Source organism: Xanthomonas arboricola pv. populi, from assembly GCF_002939945.1.
GTDB lineage: Bacteria > Pseudomonadota > Gammaproteobacteria > Xanthomonadales > Xanthomonadaceae > Xanthomonas > Xanthomonas arboricola_A.
The window spans coordinates 644,019-668,812 of the sequence record NZ_MDEB01000001.1 but is presented as its reverse complement, the minus strand read 5'-3'; the positions used below and the strand labels follow the sequence as shown (position 1 = coordinate 668,812).

Annotated in this window: 15 protein-coding genes and 1 riboswitch; of the genes, 6 read left to right on the top strand and 9 right to left on the bottom strand. The window is 65.5% G+C overall.

Going from position 1 to position 24,794, the window contains the following annotated elements; translation table 11 throughout:
• Positions 1-56 precede the first annotated feature (56 nt).
• The 4 genes from XaplCFBP3123_RS03165 (at position 57) to XaplCFBP3123_RS03150 (ending at position 4,990) form a co-directional block, all read left to right on the top strand.
• On the top strand, positions 57-902 hold the full coding sequence (locus XaplCFBP3123_RS03165) for a transporter (RefSeq protein WP_104533259.1): 846 nt from the start codon (positions 57-59) through the stop codon (positions 900-902).
• A 363-nt stretch (positions 903-1,265) separates the two neighbouring features.
• A complete protein-coding gene (locus XaplCFBP3123_RS03160; RefSeq protein WP_104532756.1) occupies positions 1,266-3,401 on the top strand; it encodes an alpha/beta hydrolase family protein in 2,136 nt (711 codons plus the stop codon).
• A gap of 262 nt (positions 3,402-3,663) precedes the next feature.
• Positions 3,664-4,134, top strand: a complete 471-nt coding sequence (locus XaplCFBP3123_RS03155) for a hypothetical protein (protein WP_104532755.1) — start codon at positions 3,664-3,666, stop codon at positions 4,132-4,134.
• A gap of 130 nt (positions 4,135-4,264) precedes the next feature.
• Positions 4,265-4,990 carry an AraC family transcriptional regulator gene (locus XaplCFBP3123_RS03150; protein ID WP_104532754.1) on the top strand — a complete coding sequence of 242 codons (726 nt, stop codon included), beginning with the start codon at positions 4,265-4,267 and terminating at the stop codon, positions 4,988-4,990.
• Between the two features lie 614 nt (positions 4,991-5,604).
• On the opposite strand, the gene XaplCFBP3123_RS03140 is transcribed toward XaplCFBP3123_RS03150, so the two are convergent.
• The 4 genes from XaplCFBP3123_RS03140 to gcvP form a co-directional block, all read right to left on the bottom strand.
• Positions 5,605-7,713, bottom strand: coding sequence for a catalase (locus tag XaplCFBP3123_RS03140; protein WP_104532752.1), 2,109 nt, complete (start codon positions 7,711-7,713; stop codon positions 5,605-5,607).
• A 207-nt stretch (positions 7,714-7,920) separates the two neighbouring features.
• Entirely contained in the window at positions 7,921-8,775 is an 855-nt protein-coding gene (locus tag XaplCFBP3123_RS03135) for an aldo/keto reductase (protein ID WP_104532751.1), read from the bottom strand.
• Positions 8,776-8,797: 22 nt separating this feature from the next.
• Complete coding sequence (locus XaplCFBP3123_RS03130) at positions 8,798-10,441, bottom strand: carboxylesterase/lipase family protein (protein ID WP_104532750.1); 1,644 nt, start codon at positions 10,439-10,441, stop codon at positions 8,798-8,800.
• A 241-nt stretch (positions 10,442-10,682) separates the two neighbouring features.
• A complete protein-coding gene (gene gcvP / locus XaplCFBP3123_RS03125; protein WP_172453060.1) occupies positions 10,683-13,556 on the bottom strand; it encodes an aminomethyl-transferring glycine dehydrogenase in 2,874 nt (957 codons plus the stop codon).
• Between the two features lie 89 nt (positions 13,557-13,645).
• Positions 13,646-13,760: riboswitch (glycine riboswitch) on the bottom strand.
• Positions 13,761-14,018: 258 nt separating this feature from the next.
• On the opposite strand from gcvP, the gene XaplCFBP3123_RS03120 reads away from it, so the two are divergent.
• Positions 14,019-15,272, top strand: a complete 1,254-nt coding sequence (locus XaplCFBP3123_RS03120; RefSeq protein WP_104532749.1) for a multidrug effflux MFS transporter — start codon at positions 14,019-14,021, stop codon at positions 15,270-15,272.
• Between the two features lie 16 nt (positions 15,273-15,288).
• The gene (locus tag XaplCFBP3123_RS03115) at positions 15,289-15,690 is read left to right on the top strand and encodes a hypothetical protein (protein WP_104532748.1); all 402 of its coding nucleotides are present in this window, start codon (positions 15,289-15,291) and stop codon (positions 15,688-15,690) included.
• Between the two features lie 187 nt (positions 15,691-15,877).
• Here the strand turns inward: XaplCFBP3123_RS03115 and XaplCFBP3123_RS03110 are convergent, their stop codons facing one another.
• The 5 genes from XaplCFBP3123_RS03110 to XaplCFBP3123_RS03085 all read right to left on the bottom strand — a co-directional run bounded on the left by XaplCFBP3123_RS03110 (position 15,878) and on the right by XaplCFBP3123_RS03085 (position 24,711).
• On the bottom strand, positions 15,878-17,779 hold the full coding sequence (locus XaplCFBP3123_RS03110) for an XVIPCD domain-containing protein (protein ID WP_104532747.1): 1,902 nt from the start codon (positions 17,777-17,779) through the stop codon (positions 15,878-15,880).
• Between the two features lie 123 nt (positions 17,780-17,902).
• Positions 17,903-19,921, bottom strand: a complete 2,019-nt coding sequence (locus tag XaplCFBP3123_RS03105) for a M2 family metallopeptidase (RefSeq protein ID WP_104532746.1) — start codon at positions 19,919-19,921, stop codon at positions 17,903-17,905.
• Between the two features lie 545 nt (positions 19,922-20,466).
• Positions 20,467-22,122, bottom strand: a complete 1,656-nt coding sequence (locus XaplCFBP3123_RS03095; protein ID WP_104532745.1) for a phosphoethanolamine transferase — start codon at positions 22,120-22,122, stop codon at positions 20,467-20,469.
• Positions 22,119-22,883: a phosphatase PAP2 family protein gene (locus tag XaplCFBP3123_RS03090; protein WP_104532744.1), complete on the bottom strand. Its 765-nt coding sequence runs from the start codon at positions 22,881-22,883 to the stop codon at positions 22,119-22,121. The genes XaplCFBP3123_RS03095 and XaplCFBP3123_RS03090 overlap by 4 nt, the downstream gene beginning before the upstream one ends.
• Before the next feature lie 100 nt (positions 22,884-22,983).
• On the bottom strand, positions 22,984-24,711 hold the full coding sequence (locus XaplCFBP3123_RS03085; protein WP_104532743.1) for an ArnT family glycosyltransferase: 1,728 nt from the start codon (positions 24,709-24,711) through the stop codon (positions 22,984-22,986).
• Positions 24,712-24,794: the final 83 nt, after the last annotated feature.

Genomic DNA, 24,794 nt, shown 5'->3' with positions numbered 1-24,794 from the left:
CCCAACGCTGACCGTTCACGCGACCTGTCCAGCGTCTTGCCATGGAAACCAACGCAATGCTGACTGCTATCTCCGAGCTCTCTCCCCGCGCACAACGCGTCCCCTTGTTGAGCATCGCCCTGGCCGGTGTGCTGTGCAGCCTCGCGCTGCAGGCACAGGCACAAGATGCCACCGAAGCGGTGCTGTGTACCGATCGCCCGACCAAGGCCAATTCCACCTGTACCGTGCCAACCGGCGCCTGGCAGCTGGAAACCGACATCGGCAGCTACACTCGCGACAGCCAGCCCGCCACCCGCGTCGAGACCTCGTATTTCACCAACCCCACGCTCAAGTACGGCGTCAGCGACCGCATCGATCTGCAGCTCAACTGGGCGCCGCAGCTGCAGGTCAAGACCACCGACCGCGCCACCGGAGCGCGCAGCAGCCTGAGCGGCGGCGGCGATATCTTCCTGCGCATGAAGGCGCGTTTCTACGAAAGCGATACCGCCAGCGTGGCGTTGCTGCCGTTCGTCAAGGCACCGACCGCGCGCACCGGCCTGGGCAACGACGAGTGGGAAGGCGGCGTCGCCTTGCCGATCAATTTTGTGCTGCCCAACAGTTTCTCGCTGACCTTCGGGCCGGAGGTGGATTGGTTGGCCGACAGCGACGGCAGCGGCAACCATGTCGCCATCGTCAACGCGATCAACCTGGCGCGTCCGCTCACCTCAAAGCTGTCGATGGCGGTGGAAGTGTGGTCTTCGATCAACCGCGACCCGGCGCAGACCATCGAGCAGTATTCGGCCGACATCGCCGCTGCATATCAGCTCAATCCGCTGCTGCAGCTGGATGTGGGCGCCAACTTCGGCCTCAACGACCGTACGCCTGACGCGCAGGTGTATGTGGGAATGTCGCACCGCTTCTGAGTGATCGCAGCGGGTCTGGCACTGCGGGATAGGCTGCCTTACCAGCAGCGGTGCGGCAGGACGTGGCGTGGTGCCGGTTGACCGGCCCCACGCCAGCTGCGAGCTGCATGCGCGGTGCGATTGACGAGCAAGCGCATGCTCCGCTGCGTGGTTGCAACGCGCGCCCTGGCCGATGGCCTGCCGAGGTGGCCGCAAGATTCGCGTCAATGCTGCACCGCCCACTGCGCACGCATCGCCAGCTGCGCATTTTTCCAGCGTCCCCGGCATGCACACGCGCCCACCAAGGCAGACCCATCCGCACGCCTTTGCGCGCTTGCCACGGCAACGCCTACCATCGACGTTTTGCCGTTGCGGGAACCCTCGATGAAGCTTCGTTACGCCGTGCTGCCCCTGTGTCTGTTGACCGCCTTGCCAAGTCTTGCCGCCGCGCGCGGATTCGATGTGCGCGACATGGTGGCGCTGGACCGGGTGTCCTCCCCCACACTCAGCCCCGACGGCAGCGTGCTGGTGTTCGCCAAGCGGCAGGCCAAGAGCAGCAACGGCAAGCCGGCCACCGGCCTGTGGATGCGCAACCTGCGTACCCGCGATGCAGCGCCGCCCAGGCGGCTGACCCCGGAAGGCTGGAACGTCAACAGCCCGGCGCTGTCGCCGGACGGCAAGACCGTGTACTTCCTCAGCAGTAAATCCGGTACGCAGCAGCTGTACGCGCAGCCGCTGGCCGGCGGCACGCCGCAGCAGTTGACCGCGTTTGCGGTGGATGTGGACAGCTACAAGCTCTCGCCCGATGGCAAGCGCATCGCCTTCAGTGCCGGCGTGTTCCAGGACTGCGGCTCGGACCTGGGCTGCACCAAGAGCAGGCTCGCCAGCGTCAAGAATGCCAAGGCCAGCGGCGTGGTCTACGACCAGTTGTTCGTGCGGCATTGGGATACCTGGAACGACGGCCGCCGCAACACGCTGTTCGTTGCAGAGCTGCCTGGCGCCGGTGCCAAGGCCGTGATCGGTGCCTCGGCGATCAGCGCCACGCTGGCCGGCGATGCACCGTCCAAGCCGTTCGGCGGCAACGACGATTACGCCTGGTCGCCCGACGGCGGCAGTGTGGTTGCCAGCGTGCGCGTGCCGCAGCCGCACGGACCCGAGGCCGGCAGGAAGGCAACCTCCGGCGCCAAGCCCACCGGCAACGACGAGCCGTGGCAGACCAACTTCGACCTCTACCGCCTGGATGCGGCCGGCAAGGCCGCGCCGGTCAATCTGACCGCGGCCAACCCGGCCTGGGATGCCGGCCCGGTGTTCAGCAGCGACGGCAGGACGCTGTACTACCGCGCGATGAAGCGCCCCGGTTTCGAAGCCGACCGCTTCGGCCTGATGGCGATGGAGCTGGCCAGCGGCAAGACCCGCGAGATTGCGCCCAAGTGGGACCGCTCGGCCGGCGAGATCGTCTTGAGCGCCGATGGCGCCAGCCTCTACACCAGCGCCGACGACCTCGGCGAGCATCCGTTGTTCAAGATCGACATCGCCAGCGGCGAGGCGACCAGGCTGGTGGGCGAGGGCAGCGTGCATGCGCCGACCCTGGCCGGCAACACGCTGGCGTTTACCCGCAACTCGCTCAAGAGCGGCGACCAGGTATTTGTCAGCGATGTGCAGGGCCAGGGCCTGCGTGCGATCACCCAGAGCGCCGGCGAGCTGCTGCCGGATGTGCAGTTCGGCGACTACGAGCAGTTCCAGTTCAAGGGCTGGAACAACGACACCGTGCACGGCTACGTGGTCAAGCCGTACAACTACCAGCAAGGCAAGACCTACCCGGTGGCATTCCTGATCCACGGCGGGCCGCAGGGCAGCTTCGGCAACGGCTGGAGCAACCGCTGGAATCCGCAGACTTACGCCGGCCAGGGCTACGCGGTGGTGATGATCGACTTCCACGGTTCCACCGGCTACGGCCAGGAATTCACCGATGCGATCAGCCAGCATTGGGGCGACCGCCCGCTGGAAGATCTGCAGAAGGGCTGGACCGCGGCGCAGAAGCAGTACGGCTTCCTCAACGGCGACAAAGCCTGCGCGCTGGGCGCCAGCTACGGCGGCTACATGGTCTATTGGATGGCGGGGACGTGGCTTGACAAAGATGGGAACCACCCCTGGAAGTGCCTGGTCGACCACGACGGCGTGTTCGACAACCGCACCATGGGCTACGCCACCGAGGAACTGTGGTTCAGCGAGTGGGAAAACGGCGGCACGCCGTGGCAGAACCCGGCCGGTTACGAGAAGTTCAACCCGGTGCTGCACGTGGACAAGTGGAAGGTGCCGATGCTGGTCATCCACGGCCAGCAGGATTTCCGCATCCCGGTCGAGCAGGGCCTTGCCGCGTTCACCGCGCTGCAGCGCAAGGGCATCGACTCCAAGTTCCTGTACTTTCCGGACGAGAACCACTGGGTACTCAAGCCGGACAACAGCGTGCTGTGGCACGACACCGTCAACAGCTGGCTGAAGCAGCATATCGGCCAGTGAGGGTTGCGATCGGCACGTCGCCTGGGCGGCGTGCCGACTGGTGGGCTGATGCAGCGTTGCGGCTCAGCCTTCGATGCATGTCGCACCGGTCGGTGGCGCCCTCCAACAGATGAGTCCGCTTGTGGCAGGACGAGGTGGCCTGGATCACTGCATCTGGCTGAATGTCAGCATGAGGCAGCAGTGCCGCAGCGCACGCAAGCCATGTCAAAATAGCGATTCTTTAACTTCCTCAGTTCCCTGCCAGGATCGCAAGGACCGTTGCATGCGCACCTTGTTCCGCCCCTCATTGTGGGCGCTCGCCCTCGTCTGTAGTCCTGCCCTGAATGCCGCATCGCGGCCCACGGCCGTGCCTGCGCGCGCGCCCGTGTCTGCGATTGCCGCCGTCGGCACCGACTCGGTGGCCAGCGATCCAAGTGTGCCGCTGCCGGCCACGCTGAAGTCCGGCATGGGTTACCGCGCGTTCGCGCAGGCGGTGATGGAGCAGGGCTGGCAGCCAGTGGATCCGCTCGCCGCCGACAGCTGCATGGCCGCCGGCGATTGCGCCATCGCGTTCATCGCGCCCGGCGGCAGTGCGCGCCTGCAGGTGCAGGTCGGCTCGCAGTCCGGTGCGGCAGTGGTCAGTGGCTGGCGCGCGCAGCAGGTGCCGTTGGATCGCATCGGCAACCCCACTGCAGCGGCGGTGGACAGCAAGGCTGGGCCGGCCGCCTCCAACGTGGTCGACAACCCGCGCTGAGGGCGGTGCGCCGGCGTCTGACGCGCGCGGCGTATCATGGCGCTGCATGCGTTGCGGCCTGCATCGGCGGGCGTATCACAGCCAGCTGCGTCTTTCCCGATCCCGAGTCCAGTCCTGCATGACCTCCTGCATGAAGAGCATCGATCCTGCCGATCTGGAAGCGCTGTTCGACGCCGTGCCGGACGTGCTGTTCTTCGTCAAGGATCGCGAGGGCCGCTATACCCACGTCAACCAGACCATGCTGCGGCGCCTGGGCCTGAAATCGCGCAAGGACCTGATCGGCAAGCGCGTTGCCGAGGTCTACCCGAGCGGTTTGGGCGCCAACTACGCCAATCAGGACGAGCAGGTGCTGGCCGGGGAAGTGATCGACAACCTGCTGGAACTGCATCTGTTCGCCAATCGCGAACCGGGCTGGTGCCTGACCTGCAAACGTCCGCTGCTGGTCGACGGCAAGGTGCAGGGCATCATCGGTATCTCGCGCGATCTGGGGCCGCAGGACGGGCACGAATCGCAGTACGAAAAACTGCGGCTTGCGCTGGCGTACCTCAACACCAACTACGCGCAGAACGTGCGCATGCAGGCACTGGTGGAGATCACCGGGTTTTCGATGTCCAAGCTGCAGCGCTCGTTCCGCAAGGTGTTCCAACTCACCCCGCAACAGGTGCTGGCCAAGCTACGCCTGCAGATGGCGATGCACCTGCTGCACGGAAACAAGAGCCTGACCGAAATCGGGCATGCCTGCGGCTTCAGCGATCAAAGCGCCTTTGCGCGGCAATTCAAGCTGGCGGTGGGCATGACGCCACGCGAGTACCGCGCGCTGGCGAACGCTGCGCAGTTTCCTGCCGAACCGGCCTAGTGCATCCGACAAGACGACTGCTCAGTTACTGAGTTGGTCGAGCATGGCTCCTCTGTAATGCTTGCGGGGAACTGCGTGAATCCTTCCAGGTTCCGGGTTGCAGTCTCGTCTGGTAAATGCAGTCAAAAGCCTGGTTCGTCGAGTGTGCGGTGCCCTCACCACTTGCGGGACACGCCGCAACCGGCGAGGACACCGCACCAGTCAGTCAGTCGGCTGCTTTATTGAACGCGCTTCGCTCAGCTTGCAGCCGCAGACGAGACATTTCCAGGTTGCGTGTCGAAAGCCTGCCTGTTGCTCGGCTTGCGCGGGGAACTGATCGGACGCGACGTGATTCGAACAGTGCAAGCCATACCCTGCTTGTAACTGCGCACACCGACCATCCCGACGGGTCCTTGCCCGCCCACCGTCGCGGGGCCTTACGCGGCAGGATGCCGCGTAAGAGCTTACATGGACGTACTTGTAGCGTGTCCCGCGATGGTGGGCGGGCAGGGGCCTTGCAGCCAAATCGCAACCGACCGCTCTACTGCCGACCTAGCCGCGCGCAGAAACGTCTTGGGCGCGAAACGACGTAGGAGTCGCTCGCGCCCAAGGCGGCGTCGGTTAGATCAACGCGGTTACGCCAGCATGCGCACCTTGGGTTCGCGTGCCCACTGGCGGGTCTTGGCGGCAGTGATTAATGCCTTGGTATCTGCCGCGGCGATCACGCCCGCGTCCTTGCCGACATTGCCGGCCTTCAGCAGCAGCTGCGCGCCGTCGTCGAAGGCGATCGCCTTCAGATGCGCCCAGGCGTTGCTGACGAAATCCAGCGCTGCCGATTCGCGTGTCAGCGCCTTGGCAGCTTCCGACGACAACACTACCGCCACCGCATCGAATACCACCGAGGGCGTGCCGGCCAATTGACCGTCGGCAGCGAGTTGCTTGCCATCGCTGAGCTTGGCGCCGCCCAGTTTCGGCGCAACGATCTTGACCGTGGCACCGGCGGCTTCGGCGGCCTTGCGCACGGCCTTGATCGTCTCTGCATCGGAGCCATCGTGAATCAGGATGCCGACCGTGCGGCCCTGCAAGGTGTCCTTCATCTTGCCGATCAGCTGCAAGGCCGGCGACAGCGGCATGTCGGTCGGTGCGACCGCAGCCGGTGGTGCCGGCGGCAACGCGGTCATGCCCATGCCATCGGCCACACGCTGCGCCAGCGTCGGGTCGATGTGACGCAGGTGGCCGACGATGGCTTCGCGCACGTGCGCGGTCTCCACCTTGGACAACTCGAACACCAGGGCTGATGCCATATGCGCCTGTTCCGGTGCGGTCTGGCTGCGGAAGAACATGCGTGCCTGGCTGTAGTGATCGGCAAAACTTTCTGCGCGCACACGGCCCTTGGCACCGTCTTCGGCCGGTGTTGCATGGCTGGGGAATCCACGCAGCGCCTCACGCGGCGCATCGGCCTGCAACGAGCTGGGCTCGTACGCGACGCGGCCCTTGGGCACGCCCATCTGCATATGGCCGTCGCGCTGGTTGTTGGCGAACGGGCACTTGGGCGCATTGACCGGGATCTGATGGAAGTTCGGCCCACCCAGACGGCTCAGCTGCGTATCCAGATACGAGAACAGGCGGCCCTGCAGCAGCGGATCGTTGCTGAAGTCGATACCCGGCACGATGTTGGCCGGGCAATACGCCACCTGCTCGGTCTCTGCGAAGAAGTTGTCCGGCCAGCGGTCCAGCACCATGCGGCCGACGATCTGCAGCGGCACCAGTTCTTCAGGAATGACCTTGGTCGAATCCAGGTGATCGAACGGGAATGCATCGGCCTGCGCCTCGGTGAACAGCTGCACGCCCAGCTCCCACTCCGGGAAATCGCCGCTCTGGATCGATTCGAACAGATCGCGACGATGGAAGTCCTGGTCGGCGCCGGCGATCTTCACTGCCTCGTCCCAGATGGTGGACTGCAGGCCGAGCTTGGGGCGCCAATGGAACTTGACGAAGGTGCTGTCGCCATTTTCATTGAGGAAACGGAAGCTGTGGATGCCGAAGCCTTCGATCATGCGCAGCGAGCGCGGAATCGTGCGGTCGCTCATCGCCCACATGATCATGTGCATCGATTCGGGGCTCAGCGAGATGAAATCCCAGAAGGTGTCGTGCGCACTGGCGGCCTGCGGAAACCCGCGGTCCGGCTCCATCTTCACCGCGTGGATCAGATCGGGAAACTTCATCGCATCCTGGATGAAGAACACCGGGATGTTGTTGCCCACCAGATCCCAGTTGCCTTCCTTGGTGTAGAACTTCACCGCAAATCCGCGCACGTCGCGCGGCGTGTCCACCGAGCCGGCGCCCCCGGCAACCGTCGAAAAACGCGTGAACAACGGGGTCTTTTCGCCGACTTCGGTAAAGATCTTGGCAGTGGTGTACTGGCTCAACGACGTGGTCAGCTCGAAATAGCCATGCGCCGCGCTACCGCGCGCATGCACGATGCGCTCTGGGATGCGCTCGTGATCGAAGTGGGTGATCTTCTCGCGCAGGATGAAGTCTTCCAGCAAGGTCGGCCCGCGCGGCGTGGCGCGCAGCGAATTCTGGTTGTCGCCGACCGGAATGCCCTGATTGGTGGTCAGCGGCGGATGCGTGCCGCCGGCCTTCTGATGCAATTCGTCGCCCGTGCCGCGCAACGTTTCGGGAGTTGCGCTGGCAGCAGCGGTGGACGGAAGTTGCGCGGGTTTGCTGGGGGACTTGGGCATGGGATTCCACTCTGGCGGGCTTGAAATGCTGGCTTATCCGCTGAGCGTGGAAGCGGCGCTGTTAAGTGCACGTGTCCGCATGCGAACGAATACTCACATGCAGACAAAAGCCCGCGCGGGATCGCGGCTGCCCGATGCGTCTGTCACACAATGCGCCGTCACAAGGGCCTGCAATCACATGCAGCGAGCGCGACCGTTGCAAGCCGACTACAGCAGATCCAGCGGCTGCTTGCGTGTGGGTGGCGGAAACGCACGGTCCAGTTCGGCAAGGTCCTGCGCGTCCAGTTGCAGCGTGCACGCCGCTGCGTTCGCGCGCACATGTGCAGGCGTCCCCGATTCGGGAATGGCGATGACCTGGCCGCTGCGGATCGCCCATGCCAGCGCCACGGCGGTTGCGGCCACGCCGCGTCGCTCGCCGATCGCCTGCAGCATCGGGTGATCCAGCAGTGCGCGGCTGCCCAATGGCGAATATGCCATCACCGTCACCTGGTGCTGTGCACACCACGGCAGCAGATCGAACTCGATGCCACGGCTACCGGCGTGATACAGCACCTGATTGACCAGGCAGTGTTGCCCACCCTCGATGCGCCATAGGTCCTGCAGATCGTCGACATCGAAGTTCGACACGCCCCAGTCGCGGATCTTGCCGGCATCGCGCAAGGCCTCGAAGGCGTCGACCACTTCGCGCAGATCGCTGCCGCCGCGCCAGTGCAACAGATACAGATCCAGTGTGCGCACGCCGAGCCGCTGCAGGCTGGCCTCGCAGGCACGCGCGATGCCGCGCGCGCTGGCATTGCTCGGCAGGACCTTCGACACCAGATAAGGCCGCTGCACGCTATCCAAGGCCTGGCCGATCAGTTGCTCGGACCGGCCATTGCCATACATCTCTGCGGTGTCGATCAAGCGCATGCCCAATTGCTGGCCTGTCTGCAGCGCATCGATTTCCTGCTGCGGCGCGTGTCGGCCCTGGCCCAGATTCCATGAGCCGAGCCCGAGTGCCGGCACGCTGCGCCGGTTGCGCAGGCGCACCGTGGGGCAGGGGGATGAGGTAGGGACGGACATGGGTGGCTCCTGGATGATGTGCTCAATGCGAGGGCGGCTGTGCCGGCGTTGCTGCCGCGTGCGTCCGCGTTAGCGTTGCCTGTACATCCCAGAACGCGCAGCGATGCCGTTGCGCGAAGTCGGGCGTTGCGCCGATCCTGCCGGGCGCCAGCGTCAACGGAGCGTCGCCATCGAAGCGCGGCCACTGCGGACGGCCAGCCCCATTCGGATCGCCGGTGCGCGCGAATGCGCCCCAGTAATCCTGCAGCGTATCGGCCAAGACCTGCTGCGCCGGACTGAACGCCGGCTCGCCACTGAGCACCCACGGGCGCTGAAACAGGTACACCAGTTCGGACGCGTGATACGCGCCCAACGGATGCGAGAATGGCAGGCGCCACAGGCCGTATGGCGCCTGCGGGTCGTCGAATTCGTACGCATACACCGGCGCGCGGGTGCGCAATGCCTGGGCCAGCCGACGCGTCGGGCAGGCGAATCCGCCATCGGTGACGATGTCGGCGAATGCATCCCAGCGCGATTGCGCGGCAACGTCCGCGTAGCGCGCCATGATCGCTGTGGGATCGGCATGCATGCGTTGAAGGCGCGCCTCATAGCCGCTGCGCAGGTTGAGCTTGCCGATGTAGGACAGCAACTGCGCAAACAGCCGCCCCTCGTTGCGGTTGGTGCCGATCAGCACCGGCAGCTGCGCATGTTGCAGGTTGGCGATCGCCTCGGCGGGCGGCAACGGCAAGACCTCACCGCCAGACATCGGTGCCCACGCATCGCTGCCGGTCAGGCCACGTCGCTGGGATTTCGCATCGGCCACGGTGTCGGCAGGCAGCGCGCGCAGGCACGCGGCAACATCGCTTGCACGCTCGCAGCCAAGCGTCTGCGCCATGCGCGCACCGCCGCGCTCGGCCTCGGCGCGCGGCAGGCTGGAATCGCTGGCCAGGCAACTGCCGCTCTGCAGGATTGCGCGTTGGAACAGACCGGCCGCGCCCGGTGAGGCGAGTTGATAGCAGATGCTCCAGGCACCGGCCGATTCGCCGAACATGGTGACGTTGTGCGCATCGCCACCGAAGGCGGCGATATTGCGCCTGACCCAGCGCAACGCAGCCTGTTGATCGAGCAATGCGTATGCGCCTTCGCCTTCGCCACGCAGCGCCGGATGCGCGAAGAAACCGAACACCCCCAGCCGATAGTTGGGCGCCACCACGATGACGTCCTGCCGCGCCGCCAAGGCACTCAGGTCGTAATCGACATTGCTGCCGAGCTCCAGCGCGCCGCCGTAGATCCACACCATCACCGCGCGCGGATGCGCCGGCGCAGGGCCGGGCGGCGCATAGATGTTCAGCGTGAGGCAATCCTCCGATATCTGCTTCTGCCCGAAGCGATAACGCGGCAGGCACGCCGGCCCGGCCTGCGTGGCATCGCGGACCCCCTTCCAGGCTGGCGCAGCCTGCGGCGCGCGAAAGCGCAACGCGCCCACCGGCGGCGCGGCGAACGGCACGCCCAGGAACACCCGCCCCTGCGCGCTGGCGACACCGCGGACTGCACCGGCATCGGTCTGCACCACCTCGGCCTGCGCATCGGCCGCATGCACCAGTGCCGGCACCTCGCCGGGGCGGCGGGGCGCGCAAGCGGTCAGTGCAAGGCCTGCAAGCAGCAGGCAGGCCAGGTTGCGCCTCAATGAAGCTCTGTCGCGCTTGATCACGGTCTGTTGTGTCCTCTCTCAGACGCACATCATCGCGAGTTCACGTGTAGGGAAGGAAAACGCGCATGCGCACCGACCATTCCGACAGGTCCTTGCCTGCTCACCGTCGCGGAACCTTCTGCGGCATGCATGCCGCAGAGCGCCTAAAACGAAACACCCAGCCCGGGATTACCTGGGCTGGGTGTCGATGCCACACGTCAACGCGAAAGGGCAGCGTTTACGCCTCCACGTCGTCCCTGTACGCGTCCACCGGGATGCAGGCGCACATCACGTTCTTGTCGCCGTAGACGTTGTCCACGCGCGCCACCGGCGGCCAATACTTCTGCTGCTTGAGGCTGGGCAGCGGGAAGGCGGCCAGTTCGCGCGGGTAGGCGTGGGTCCACTCGCTGGCCGACACCTGGGTGGCGGTATGCGGGGCGTGCTTGAGCGGGTTGTCGTCGCGGTCCAGGCGGCCGTCTTCGATGGCGCGGATCTCTTCGCGGATCTGGATCATCGCGTCGATGAAGCGGTCCAGTTCGTGCTGCGATTCGCTTTCGGTCGGTTCCACCATCAAGGTGCCGGCGACCGGGAAGCTCAACGTCGGTGCGTGGAAGCCGAAGTCGATCAGACGCTTGGCGATGTCTTCGGCGCCGATGCCGCTGGTCTTTTCCAGCGGGCGGATGTCGAGGATGCACTCGTGCGCCACCAGGCCATTACGGCCGGTGTACAGCGTCTTGTAGTGCGGCGCCAGGCGCTTGGCGATGTAGTTGGCGTTGAGCAGGGCCACCTGGGTCGCCTTGCGCAGACCGCCGCTGCCCATCATGGTCACGTACATCCAGCTGATCGGCAGGATCGAGGCCGAGCCGTAGCTGGCCGCGCTGACCATGCCGACGTCGCCTTCGCCGCCCAGCGTGCGCGGTAAAAACGGCGCCAGGTGCGACTTCACCGCGCATGGGCCCACACCCGGGCCGCCGCCGCCATGCGGAATGCAGAAGGTCTTGTGCAGGTTCAGATGCGACACGTCCGAGCCCCACTTGCCGGGCTTGGCCACGCCGACCAGGGCATTCATGTTGGCACCGTCGGTATAGACCTGGCCGCCATGCGCATGCACCGCTTCGCAGATCGCCACCACGTCCTCTTCAAACACACCGTGGGTGGACGGGTAGGTGATCATCAACGCGGCCAGGCGCCCGGAGTACTTCTCTGCCTTGGCGCGGATGTCGTCGACATCGACATTGCCGTTGGCATCGCACTTGGTCACGACGACCGTCATGCCGCACATCTGCGCCGAGGCCGGGTTGGTGCCGTGCGCGGATTCGGGAATCAGGCAGATGTCGCGATGCGCTTCCCCGCGTGCGCGGTGATAGGCGCGGATCGCCAGCAGGCCGGCGTATTCGCCCTGCGCGCCGGAATTGGGCTGCAGGCTGACCGCGTCGTAGCCGGTGCATTCGACCAGCATCGCTTCCAGCTCGTCGATCAGCTGCGCGTAGCCGGCCGACTGCTCGGCCGGCGCCAGCGGATGGATCGCGCCGAACTCGGGCCAGGTCACCGGGATCATTTCGGCGGTGGCGTTGAGCTTCATGGTGCAGCTGCCCAGCGGGATCATGGTGCGATCCATCGCCAGATCCTTGTCGGCCAGCGAGCGCATGTAGCGCAGCAGTTCATGCTCGCTGTGGTGGGTGTTGAATACCGGGTGGGTCAGGAACGCGCTGTTGCGCAGCAGGCCCTGCGGCAATGCGTCGGCGGTGACGGCATCGAGTGCGTCCACATCTGCCTGCGCGCCGAACAACCCGGCCAGTGCGACCACGTCGGCGCGCGTGCTGGTTTCATCCAGGCTGATGCCGACCGCTTCGCTGTCGATCGCGCGCAGGTTGATGCCGGCCGCACGGGCCTTGGCGTGGATGGCGTCGGCATCGATCGCCTTGACGTGCAGGGTGTCGAAGAAATGCTCGCCCACGGTGACGCCTGCGCTGCGCAGTGCGGCGGCCAGGATCGCAGCAAGACGATGCGTACGCCGTGCGATGCGGGTCAGTCCCTCGGGGCCGTGGTAGACCGCGTACATCGAGGCCATCACCGCCAGCAGCACCTGCGCGGTGCAGATGTTGGAAGTGGCCTTCTCGCGGCGGATGTGTTGTTCGCGCGTCTGCAAGGTGAGGCGATACGCCGGGTTGCCGGCGGCATCGATCGACACGCCGATCAACCGGCCCGGCATCGAGCGCTTGTAGGCATCGCGGCAGGCCATGAAGGCCGCATGCGGACCACCGAAGCCGAACGGCACGCCAAAGCGTTGCGAATTGCCGACCACGATATCCGCGCCCCATTCGCCGGGCGCGGCGATCAGGGCCAGTGCTAGCAGGTCGGTGGCCACCGCGACCAGGCCGCCTTGTGCGTGCACCGCATCGGCCAACGCGGCGTGATCGCCGATGTGTCCGAAGCTGTCCGGGTACTGCAGCAGCACGCCGAAGCACTCGGCCTGCAGCGCTTCTTCCGGCGTGCCGACGCGCAGCACGATGCCCAACGGCTCGGCGCGGGTGCGCAGCAGTTCCAGCGTCTGCGGATGCACCGCGTCGTGCACGAAGAAGGTCTCCGACTTCGACTTGGCCGAGCGCTTGGCCAGCGTCATCGCTTCGGCCGCGGCGGTGGCTTCGTCCAGCAGCGAGGCGTTGGCGATCTGCATGCCGGTGAGATCGGCGCATAGGGTCTGGAAGTTGATCAGCGCCTCCATGCGGCCCTGCGAAATCTCGGCCTGGTAGGGCGTGTAGGCGGTGTACCAGGCCGGGTTTTCCAGGATGTTGCGCAGGATCACCTTCGGCGTATGGGTGCCGTAATAGCCCTGGCCGATAAAGCTGCGCTGCACCTGGTTCTTGCTGGCGATGGCGCGGATCTTGGCCAGCGCCTCTTCTTCGGTGACCGCCTCGGGCAGCGCCAGCGCCGCTGGCGACTTGATGTTGCCGGGCACGATCGCATCGGTCATCGCATCCAGCGAGGCGTGGCCGACCACCTCCAGCATCTGTGCGATTTCCGCATCGTTCGGGCCGATGTGGCGTTCGACGAACGCGCTGTGATGTTCGAGGTCGCGCAAGGAAGACGTGGTCTGGGACATGGCGGGCATCCGGGGCAGGGGGCAGACGAATGGTCGACAGCCACCCGGCCGGAGTGACGCGCAGAGCGCATCACCTCCTGTCGCAGCGACAGTCTTCCTCGCGCCCCTCTGTCCTTTTGCCTGAGAGTTTAAGAACGCGGCGTGGCGCTGGGCCTGCCTGCGTTCCGTGCCCCTTCGGCGCCGGCATCGGCCGGTCTCTCCAGAGTTGTACTGCGGATGGTATCGGGCCTGAGCGATTACGGGCTGTTGCGCCTTCGGCAGCGGCAGTGCCGCTTCTCCCATCGTGTTGCCGGCCGATTATAGCCTGCGTGGGCACCTGCCGGAGCGGTGGCAGGCAGGCCCATGCACTCGGATTTGCTTAACCTTGCAACGGCGAGCGCCTATCATCGACGCCCTTGTGCTCATCCCGACGCTGCCCCCCAGGCCAGCGTCGGCGTGCGTCCCCCGATGCACCACGTTTCGGACTCCTGCATGACCCCCACCACGCCTTCCACCCGGCGCATGGCGCTGCTGCTCGCCGGGTTGGCGATGTTTGGCCCGTTTTCCATCGACACCATCTTCCCGGCGTTCTCGCGGCTCAGCCGCAGCCTGGCGGTGGACGAAGTGGCGATCCAGCAGACCATCAGCGTCTACCTGCTCGCCTACGGGCTGATGAGCATCGCGCACGGCCCGCTGTCCGATGCCTGGGGACGCAAGCGGGTGATCCTGGGCGGGCTGGTGCTGTTCATCGCCGGCTCGGTGGGCTGCGCGCTGTCGCAGGATCTGCCCACGTTGCTGGCGTTCCGCGCGTTGCAGGGGCTGTCGGCCGGTGTCGGCATGATCGTCGGGCGGGCGGTGATCCGCGACCTGTTCCACGGTGCGGATGCGCAACGGCTGATGAGTCAGGTGTCGATGATCTTCGGCATTGCGCCGGCGATCGCGCCGATCATCGGCGGCTGGATCCTGCTCAGCGGCGCGGGCTGGCCGCTGATCTTCTGGTTTCTGGTGGCGTTCGGGCTGGTGTTGCTGATCGCGACGATGACCTGGCTGCCGGAGACCCATCCGCCGGAGGCGCGCACGCCACTGCAGCTGCGCCGCCTCATGCACGACTACGTGCGGATCGGCTTCAACCCGCGTTTCCAGCGGCTGGCCGCGGCCGGCGCATTCAACTTTGCCGGCATTTTTTTGTATATCGCCTCGGCGCCGGTGTTGATCATGCGCCACCTGCACATGGGCGAGGGCGACTTCGCCTGGTTGTTCATCCCCACCATCGGCGGCATGACGCTTGGCTCGTTCCTGTCCGGACACATGGCCGGCAGCATGGACCCGGTGCGGCAGATCCGTATCGGCTTCATCTGCTGCGGCGTGGCGGCGCTGGCCAATCTTGGCTACACCCTGTCGGTGGCGCAGATCAGCCTGCCGTGGGCGGTGCTGCCGATCTTCCTGGCCGGCGTGGGCATGGCCTTGATCTTTCCGATCCTGGCGCTGGCGGTGCTGGACATGTACCCGCATCAGCGCGGCCTTGCCTCCTCGCTGCAGGCCTTCACCCAGCTGATGACCAATACGCTGGTGGCCGGGGTGTTGTCGCCGCTGCTGAGTGAACACCCGCGTCATCTGGCGATCGGCATGACCGGTTTTTTCCTGCTGGGCTGGCTATTCTGGCGCTGGGAGCGCCGCAGCGGCCGCCGTCTGCGCCGCCGCCAGGCCGAAGAGGCATTGCCTCTGGAGCCGGCCGACCACCTCTGACCTCACAGGAGCCTGCATGTCCACCGATTCCAAGCTGCGCCGCGACGCCCGCAAGCGCGCCGCCGAGCGCCAGCGCAACCAGGCCGCCGCCAACCCCGCGCCGGTTTCGCCGATCGAACCGCATGCCGAATTGCGCGACCAGCAACGCACGCTACTGGCCGGCATCGTCCGCCGCGATGGCGAATGGGTGCTGGGCATGGATGGCCGCATCGCCGGCGAAAGCACCAGCGCCGCTCAGGTGCTGGCCCTGATCATGCGCGCGGCCGAGCTGCACGAACGCCAGGGCACGCCGGTACGGCTGACCTATTCGGACGCGCTCAAGGACGCGGCGCATGCCGAGGCGGCCGCCGACGGCCTGGAGTTCGAGCAATTCAAGATCAAGTTGAGCGAGCGGATCCAGGGCGCCAAGCTCAACTGAACCTGGTTGCCCCGGATGTGCCATAGCCGGCTTGCGTTTGCTGATCATCTCGGCAGCAAACACGCATCACCGGTTTGAAACGTGCCGGCGGTGGCTCCTGCCCGATCGATGCGCCGACGCAGTGACTGGCAGCGCTTGATCGGGAACCCTCGACCCGGGCAATCAGCTCACCGGCCGGCGCCTTGCCTTAGCGCGTCGGCGCCTGTCGCTGCGATTCCTGTTGCGAGGCCTGCTCCTGCGCAGCCGCACCAAGGCCCGGTTCGGCCTTCAGCATGTGCAGACGCTGCTGGCTGCTTTCCACGGGCATCTGCAGCGCGGCCTGGACATCGAAGCTTCCGCGAAGATGCGTCGGCGAATCGAGCGCTCCCTGAACCACGAAGGCCTGGGCCGGGTCTCGCCCCAGCACCACATGGTCCACGCGCTGCAGCCCGTGCTCGCACGCGGCCAACATCGATCCCATGATCAGGCGCTCGCTATAGGTGTCGGGGGTGCGGCCGCGCGAGGCGTCCAGCTGTTCCACTGCTGCGGTGCATTGCTGCAGCAGGGCATGTTGGGGATGCGCCGGATCGCGTGGGTCGAGAGAGGCGGCTGCCGCAGCCGTCTGGCGCGGCAGAACTTCGGCGTCGATGCGCTGCAACTGGCCGTCGTAGTGTCCGTCGGCGCTGTCGGCGATGCGCTGCAGCAATTCGGTGAACATATTAGGCGATCCGCCGTCGCGGGCCATCTCGATCGCGAATTGCTCGGGTGACTGCTGCGGACTGTTGCGGTCGCCGACCAGCGATGTCAGCGAGTTGCCGCCAGCCTTGGAGGTTTCGGTGTGGGTGGTGGTCTGAGCCTGCCGCAACATCGCCTGCATCTGCACCTCGCTGAACGCAAGGGTGGTCTTCTGCCCTGGTTCGATCGTGCTTGTGCCCGCCCTATCGTCGCTCAGCACGCTGTTGAGATTCCGCGCCATCGCCCGTTGACCGCTGGCCTTCCCGTAGGTGCCATCGATCTCGAAGCGGTAGCTGCGTTCCTGCACGCGTTCGATCTCGTTGCCGTCGTACTGGCGCACGATCGTCAGCGGCACGTTGCCGCCGTATTGCAGCTGTTGCACCACCGTGTAGCCGTCCTGGCCCGGGGTGCTGATGCGCACGTGGCTGCCTTCGTTGCGCCTGCCGCCGATATCGGCTTCGAGCAGGACCAAATCCAGCTGCACACGCTGCTGCGAGCTGAAATTGATCCGCTCCAGCGTCTGTATCCCATCGACGCCGGGCACGCCCGGCGCAATCTTGCCCTCGCGCACGAAGTCGCCCATGGCGGCGCGCGCACGCGGATCGGCGAGGTCGAACTGCGCGCTCTCCACACGCGAATGGCCCAGTGAGTCGGCGACTCCGAGCAGCGCCTGTGCCGATCCCACCTTGAAGCCAACCGCGTTCACTGCCTCAATGGCTGCATTGGGCCCGGTCACCACACGCACGTGGCGCTCGTCCACGCGTTCGATCAGGTAACTGCGGCCGCTGGCTTCGGTGATCTCGCTCTGCGTGGTGAGGTGTTGCACACTCGCCGAGGCGTCGCGCTGGGTGTAGGTCTGCGCGTCCATCACTGCGCGCGCGCCGATCGGCAGGCTTTCCGGCTGCAGCGGATTGACGCGGGTGGCAGCCTCTGCAGGCTGGTCGACGCCGGGCAGCGTCAGTGAATAGCGCATGCGCTGCCCGGCACTGACGCTGGCTTCGATGTCCAGCTTGCTGTTGCCGAGCCTGGTCTGCAGGCTTTGCTGCTGGCCGGTGCGCGCGTCGGCCTCCAGGTTGAAAGTGGTGGTCTTTGCGTTGGAGTCGCTGAGCTCGCCCAGGGCTAGCGAGCTGCTGGTGCGCAGGCTGTTCTCGCCCAACGACTGCGTTTTACTGCCGTTGCTCTGCTCGCTGGTCTGCGAATACTTGACCGACTGCTCTGCCGGGGTGGCCGCGACCGTGCCGCCACCCAGTTTCACCGCGTATTCGCTGTTGGGGCTGCTATAGGTCGGGTTGAACGCGCGATCGTTGGCGTCGTCGATAAACTGCTTGTTGCGGTCCACGTCACGCGGGTCCGGGCCGGTGGAGGCGTTGTTCATTGGATGCGTCCTGCATGCTGCGGGCGCCCAGTATATCGCCAGCGTTTTGTGCGGTTATCAGCGCGATGTTATGCAGCGGCCACAAGGTGACGGCCGTCGCATGCGGCAGCGAAAAGCGGCGCGTCAGTGCATCGCGGCAGGCGCAGGCGGGTTGCTGGCGGCAGCGGGGGGGCTCGCCTGCCAGCCGCATAATTTCCCCTGGTTCTGCTGCTTCAACCACTCGTTCATCGGTGCGAAATATTCCAGCATCGGGCCGGCATCCAGGCGCTCGTTGCCGGTGAGTTCCTTCAGCGTGGTCTGCCAGGGTTGGCTGGAACCACGTTGCAGCATCGACCAGAACTTCTGCCCGGCGTCCTTGTTGCCATAGAAACTGCACTCGTACAACGGGCCTTGATGGCCGGCGGCTTCGCACAGGCCCTTGTAGAACTGGAACTGCAGGATGTGCGCCAGAAAATAGCGCGTGTACGGGGTATTGCCCGGCACGTGGTACTTGGCGCCGGCATCGAAGAAATCTTCGCCGCGCGCGGTCACCGGCGCTACGCCCTGGTATTTGGCTTTGAGCTCCCACCAGGCCTGGTTGTAATGCTCGGGAGGAATCGAGCCATCAAACACACCCCAACGCCAGCGGTCGATCATCAAGCCGAACGGCAGAAAGGCGATCTTGCTCAGCGCCATGCGCATCTGCGAATTGATCAGCGCCTCGCGACTGGTTTGCTGTTCGCCGACCATACCGATCGACTGCAGATACTTGGGCGTCATCGCCAGCACGATGGTGTCGCCGATCGCTTCGTGGAAGCCATCGTTGGCGCCGTTCTGGAACAGCGGCGGCAGCGGGTTGTAGGCCAGGTCGTAATAGAGGTGGCCGAGCTCGTGGTAGATGGTGGTGAAATCCTCTTCGGTCGGCTTGATGCACATCTTGGTACGCACGTCCGCGCCGATGTTCTGGTTCGCTTCGCCGCCCATGTTCATGTCCCATGCGCTGGCATGGCAGACCACGTCGCGGTCCAGCGGTTTGATGAACTGCGAACGCTGCCAATAGGTGTCGGGAAGCTTGGGCATGCCGAGCGAGGTGTAGAAATCCTGCGCACGTTCGGTCATCTGTTTTGCGGTGCGCAGTTGCGCCTCGCGCTCGGCCTGGAAGCGTGCGCCGCTGCCGCCTTCGGTGCCAGTGTTGCGTGCCAGCACCGCACTCAGGTTGCCCTGGTACTGTTTTTCCAGCGCAGCGGTGATGTCCAGATCGCCGGCACCCGGGTACGGCTGCAGCAGGTCCCACAGATTGCTCCAGTCCTGCTGCCACATATTGCCCATCAGATGCGCGGGCAACATGCCGCCGGCGAGCTCGCCCTTGTCCTTGCCGTACTGCGTATCGAGCTTGCCGCGCGCATAGCACTGCAGTTGTGCGTACAGCGGCTTGACCTGTTCCCAGAGACGGTCGGTTTCGCTGGTCAGTTGCGCTGGTGGCATGTCGTAACCGCTGCGCCACAGCACGCCGACATCGGCAAAGCCCAGTCCGCGTGCGCCCTCGTTGGCGAGCTCGACAAACCGCTGGTAGTCCTTGCGCATCGGTATGGCGGTGCCATGCCAGCCCTGCCAGGCATCGAGTTGCTCGGTGTAATCGCGGCTGCTGGCCAGCACTTGTTCCAGCTCGCCGAGCTGGCGGCAGCGGCGTTGCTCGCCATCGCCCACGCAATAACTGCCCGCGCCGTAGTCGCCCTCCATCTTGGCGGCGATCCGGGTGAGCTCTGCCAGCTTGGCCGGGTCGCGTGGCGCAGGCAGGGCGCTCATCAGTTTCAGCAGTTGCAATGCACGCGCGCTGTCGGCCGACATCGGGGTGCCTGCGTACTGCTTGGATTGCGCGATCCAGCGGTCCAGTTGCGCCAGCGAGCGCTCGTTGGCTTTGGCGGCCAGCAGCTGCGAGTCGCCGTTGATGTAGGTCGAAGACACCCACTGCGCGGCGGTGAGTTCCGGGTACGCGGCCTTGTACTCGGCGCTGATGCGTGCGACGAACTGGTCGGCGCTTTCCTGCGGCGCGGTTTTGGCCGCAGCGGGCCTGGCGGGTGCCGCCGTATCCCGACGGCAGGCCGACAACGACAGCGTGCCGGCGGCCACGGCCAGTGCCAGCCACAACAAACGAGGATTCACGGGTGGTCCTTGCGGTGAAGTCCGACGCAGGCTAGAACGCAGCGCGGTCCACCGCAAGCACTGTCACTGCGCACGCGACGCGGACGTCTGTAGGTGCATATCTGCTGATCAGGGTAGGCGAAGGTCCCGCGACGATGGGTGGGCAAGGACCCGTCGAGATGGTCGGTGTGCATGGTTTTCAACAAAGTAACCAGCACACTGTCTGGTGCGGTGAGGGCGCCGCGCCCTCGGGCTGCGGGTTTGCTGCAGGGCCCCTGCCTGCCCACCGTCGCGGGACACGCTGCAAGTACGTCCCTGTAAGCTCTTACGCGGCATCCATGCCGCGTAAGGTCCCGCGACGGTGAGCGGGCAAGGACCTTTCGAATTGGTCGGTGTGCATGGAAGAGCAGTGCTGGATGCACCTCGTTCGATCATGAAGCATCGGCTCCACGCCTGATGCACACAGCACGACAGACAGCTTTTCCAAGGAGCGCCGACCAACTGTCTGGTGCGGTGAGGGCGCCGCGCCTCCGATAAACCATGCTTTAAAAAAAATCCAGTCGCATTTATCCCGTGCATTGCGCAAACAGATCGCGCTCGCGTGCATAGGCGCTGGTCTTGACCTGCATCAGCCCGAGCACCGACGGGAACAGCGCGTCCTGATCGGTGTACTGGCCGGCACGGTGGCGCAGGCAGGTTTCGTCCAGGCCGCGGTCGCGTGCGAATTCCGGCGAGAACCACATCACCATCGGCACGTGGGTCTGCTCCTTGGGTGCGATTGCGTACGGAACGCCATGCAGGTAGAGGCCTTTTTCGCCCAGCGATTCTCCGTGATCGGAGACATAGATCATCGCGGTGTCGTAGTCCTGCAGGCCACGCAGTGTGTGGATGGCCTGGTTGAGGAAGTGATCGGTATAGCTAATGGAATTGTCGTAGGCGTTGACGATGTCCTGGCGGCTGCAACTGCCCAGGTCGGCGGTCTTGCACACCGGCTTGAAACGCTCGAACCGTGCCGGGTAGCGCTCGAAATAACTCGGCCCGTGGCTGCCGAGTTGATGCAGCACCACCACGCGATCGCCAGGCTTTGCGCGCACTTGCGCAGCCAGGTCGCTCAGCAGGATCTCGTCCATGCAACGGCCATCGGCGCACAGCCCTGGCGTGGTGGCATCGTCCAGCTTCTGGATGTCCAGGCCATCGCACACGCCCTTGCAGCCGGATTGGTTGTCGCGCCACAGCGTGGAAATGCCGGCGTGTTCGAGCACATGCAGCAACGACTGGTGGCCGCGGATCGTGTCCTCGTTGTAATCGCGGCGGCCGAACGGCGAGAACATGCACGGCACCGAGGCCTCGGTGCTGGTGCCGCACGAATGCATGTCGGGGAAATTGATCACCCCTGCCTGCGCCAGCTCGGGCGTGGTCTGGCGCGCATAGCCGTTGAGGCCCCAGTTCTGCGCACGTGCGGTTTCGCCCAGCACCACCAGCAGCAGGCGCGGACGGCTACCCGGTGCACGTGGTGTGGCCATGGCATCGTGTTCGACCGGTTGCTTGGGCGCATGCTTGATCGGCGAATCGGATGTGAGGTTCTGCCGCAGCGCCACGATGTAATTGATCGGCGTGGCCAGGTAACGCACCTCGCGGTGATTGCGCATCAACGCCGAGACGTCCTGCGACGACAGCATCGCGCCGGCCGCGCCAACCACTGCCACCACCAGCAAGAAGCCGGCGCGGATTGCCAGTGATCTGCCGATGCTGCGTGCGTGCAGGCGCGTGCGCCACAACAGCGTGGCCGGAATCAGGAAGCAGCACAGCAGCGGCAGGATCAAGCCGGGCGTGAGCAACTCGCGCGATTCCTTGTGGTCGGTATGCAGTACGTTGCGCAGCATGTCTGCATCCAGGTAGACGTTGTAGCTGTCCATGTAGTGCGCAGCCAGCGCGGTGGTGAACAGCAGCAGCGTCAACAGCGGCTTGGCGTTCCAGCGCCACACCAGCAGCCCCAGCAATAACGCATGCACGGCCACCAGCAATGCCATCAACGAGACGGCAAACCCGACACTGCCCGGATGCGTGGCCATGGCCGTGTGCCAGAACAGCTGATTGCACACCAGTGCGAAGAACAGACTCGACAACATCACCAAGGTCTCGGTCGAGACCGTCGGTCGCGTCGTCCAGCTCAGTGCGCGCACGCGCTTGAGCCCACGCGATTGCGGTAGATAGGTACTCATGCTGCATCCCCCGATTGCAACACCACATCATTGGCGCGATGCGGTCGAGCCAGCATCACCCAGTACAGTGCAAGTGCAGTTCCCCAACACACCGCCAGCGACCACAGGTCGTGCGACAGGAAATGCGCGCCGCGTAGTTGCTGCGCAATCCCGAACAACAACCCCGCCGCGATGCCCATCCACAATGCAGGCATACGCCACGCAGGACGCAGTGCCAGCGCACAGAAATACAGCGCCACCCACGCATAACCGGCGCTGGCGTGGCCTGCAGGAAAACAACCGGACGCGGCAATGCCGTGGCGCGATTCGAACAGCCCGATCATCTGCTGGGTGCCGCCGTAACGGCTCAGATCCCACGGGCAATCCATCGCCGTCCACGACTTGAACAAGGACACCAGCGAGGTCGACAGCGAGATCGATGCAGCCAGATACGTCAGCGGCCAGCGCAGCACACGCAGGCGTGGCCGGCACCAGGCAACCAGCGCCAGCACCAGCACGCTGACAGCGCCAGCGGTGCTCAACCATTTGCCGACGCGGTGAATCACGCCGCTGGTGAACCAGTGGTCCTTGAGTAGCCAGTGCCCACCCTCCAGCCGATACAGTGCATCGGCAATCCACTGGTCGCCGCCAGCGCCCATCAACAACGCGCTGACCACCAGCACACCGGCCAGCGGCAGCCACAGATGCCGAACCAGAAAGCGGGTTTGCGCAACGCTGGCTGTGCGCGGCAGGGCAGGTGCGTATACGGGAAGCGTGGTCATCGAAGCATCGGCCTGCGGTCTATGCCCGTCATCTTCGAAAGCGGCATGTCGGAAAGCGGTCGGACCGGAGTTGCGCGGCCGTTAACGCAATATCCGGTGTTCAGTCTGTCTCGCCGTCGCCAGGGTCGGTGTCGGAGGCAGTTGTAACGCAGCCGGCATGCCATGCCGTGCCCGGCAGCAACTGCCATTGATTGCGGTTGGACTCGCCAATATCGATCCGTTGCGCCCGATCGATGCACGCCGGTACCGCCTGCTTGAGGACAAACAGCCAACGACGCTCAGGTGCTTGTGCAAGCCACGGGCCTGCCTGGGCCCATTGCTGCTGCCAACTCGCCTTGAAGCCGAAGTCGGTGACCGGCCGATCCGCCTGCAGCATGTTCTGCTCGCGCCAGGCCAGCATGCCGAGTTCGGCCTCCGGGCCGATGCGCTGTCCCACGCGCTGCATCAAACCTGCGGCAGAGCTGTAAGGATCCAGTGCCGGCATCAAGCCCAGGCCGTAAACGCTCCACAGCGCCGCGGTCATCACCACCACCGCGGTGCCGGTGCGCTTGCCACGCGACCATGCAATTGCCGCCAGGCCGACCACAGCCAGGCCGATCAACCAGACACCCACCGACCGCAGCGAGGCCAACTCCATTCCGCGCTGCAAGGCGGTGTTTTCCGCCCAGTGCAGATGCAGTGCGATCCCGCTGCCCAATGCAAGAGCGGCCAGCGCAAGCAGCAGCAGGTAGCCGGTGAGCAGCGCGCGGACGCCACGCTTGCGCAGCAGCCCGGCCAGCAGCGGTGCGGCGGCGATGCACAGGGCCGGCAGCATCGGAAAGATGTAGACCTCGCGCTTACCCGGGCTGGCGCTGAAGAACACCAGCACCAGCAGGCTCCAGGCAAGCAGCAACAGATAGCGCGGGTCGCCGCGCCGCAGCCGTCGCCACCACGCCGGCAGCAACCATGGCAACAACAGGCAGCCCGGCAACCACAGCGTGGCGATTACCTGCAGGTAGTACCAGGCCGGTTTGACGTGATGCCAGGCGTGCGCATAACGGGTACCGGTCTGCTTGAACAACAACTCGTGCGCGTACGCGTGCAGCGCCGGGTCGTTGCTCTGCCACAACGCGATGCCCAGCGGGCCAAGCCATACCGCAGTGCCGGCCAGAAACGCCGGCAGCACCAGCAACCAGCTGCGCCTGGCCTGTGCGCGTGCCGGCAGCACGCTCCAGCGCCTGCGCGGCAGCGCCATCCACGGCAGCAACAGCAGCAATGGCAGAAAGCCCACGCCCTTGGTCACCGTGCCTACGCCGGCGGCGAACACCCCCAGCGTCCATGCGCGCCAGTCCGGCCCGCGTAGCAGATGCCGCAGCATCCCCCACAACGACAGCGTGGTCAGCGCCACCAGCACCATGTCGATCTGCGCACGCTTGGCCATCAGGCCGAACTGCAGCACCGCAAACAACCCCAGCACCGCATGGCGCGCCACGCGTCGGTTCCATAACCGCCGCGCGATATCCCAGGTCAGCCACAACGTGGCGAGCGCAGCCAGCAGCGAAGGCAGCAGGAACGCGACCGGCCAATGCGGCACCAGCTCGTAGCTGGCTGCCTGCAACCACATGAACACCGGCGGCTTCTCGGCATACAGGTCGCGGCCGCGATGCGGCAGCAGCCACTGGCCGGTCTCGACCATGCTGCGTGCGGCCAGCACAAAGCGCGGCTCGTCGGGCGGATTGGGCTGACGCAGGCCCAGGCCGGCCAGCAGGCTGACGACGATCAGCACCACGGCGGCAAGCAGCGCACGCTGGCGGGAAGTGGCGGCGGAGATGGCAGGCGGCACGCGCACGCCCCGATCGGTGGGGCGCCACACTATCCGGCAAGCAGGTCGGAATTTTGTCGGAACCCTCCAGAGCGGCTGTGTTCGGCCAG

Coding starts and splice junctions, on each gene's coding strand:
- XaplCFBP3123_RS03165 (WP_104533259.1), top strand. CDS start 57: ATGCTGACTGCTATCTCCGAGCTCTCTCCCCGCGCACAACGCGTCCCC.
- XaplCFBP3123_RS03160 (WP_104532756.1), top strand. CDS start 1,266: ATGAAGCTTCGTTACGCCGTGCTGCCCCTGTGTCTGTTGACCGCCTTG.
- XaplCFBP3123_RS03155 (WP_104532755.1), top strand. CDS start 3,664: ATGCGCACCTTGTTCCGCCCCTCATTGTGGGCGCTCGCCCTCGTCTGT.
- XaplCFBP3123_RS03150 (WP_104532754.1), top strand. CDS start 4,265: ATGAAGAGCATCGATCCTGCCGATCTGGAAGCGCTGTTCGACGCCGTG.
- XaplCFBP3123_RS03140 (WP_104532752.1), bottom strand. CDS start 7,713: ATGCCCAAGTCCCCCAGCAAACCCGCGCAACTTCCGTCCACCGCTGCT.
- XaplCFBP3123_RS03135 (WP_104532751.1), bottom strand. CDS start 8,775: ATGTCCGTCCCTACCTCATCCCCCTGCCCCACGGTGCGCCTGCGCAAC.
- gcvP (WP_172453060.1), bottom strand. CDS start 13,556: ATGCCCGCCATGTCCCAGACCACGTCTTCCTTGCGCGACCTCGAACAT.
- XaplCFBP3123_RS03120 (WP_104532749.1), top strand. CDS start 14,019: ATGACCCCCACCACGCCTTCCACCCGGCGCATGGCGCTGCTGCTCGCC.
- XaplCFBP3123_RS03115 (WP_104532748.1), top strand. CDS start 15,289: ATGTCCACCGATTCCAAGCTGCGCCGCGACGCCCGCAAGCGCGCCGCC.
- XaplCFBP3123_RS03110 (WP_104532747.1), bottom strand. CDS start 17,779: ATGAACAACGCCTCCACCGGCCCGGACCCGCGTGACGTGGACCGCAAC.
- XaplCFBP3123_RS03095 (WP_104532745.1), bottom strand. CDS start 22,122: ATGAGTACCTATCTACCGCAATCGCGTGGGCTCAAGCGCGTGCGCGCA.
- XaplCFBP3123_RS03090 (WP_104532744.1), bottom strand. CDS start 22,883: ATGACCACGCTTCCCGTATACGCACCTGCCCTGCCGCGCACAGCCAGC.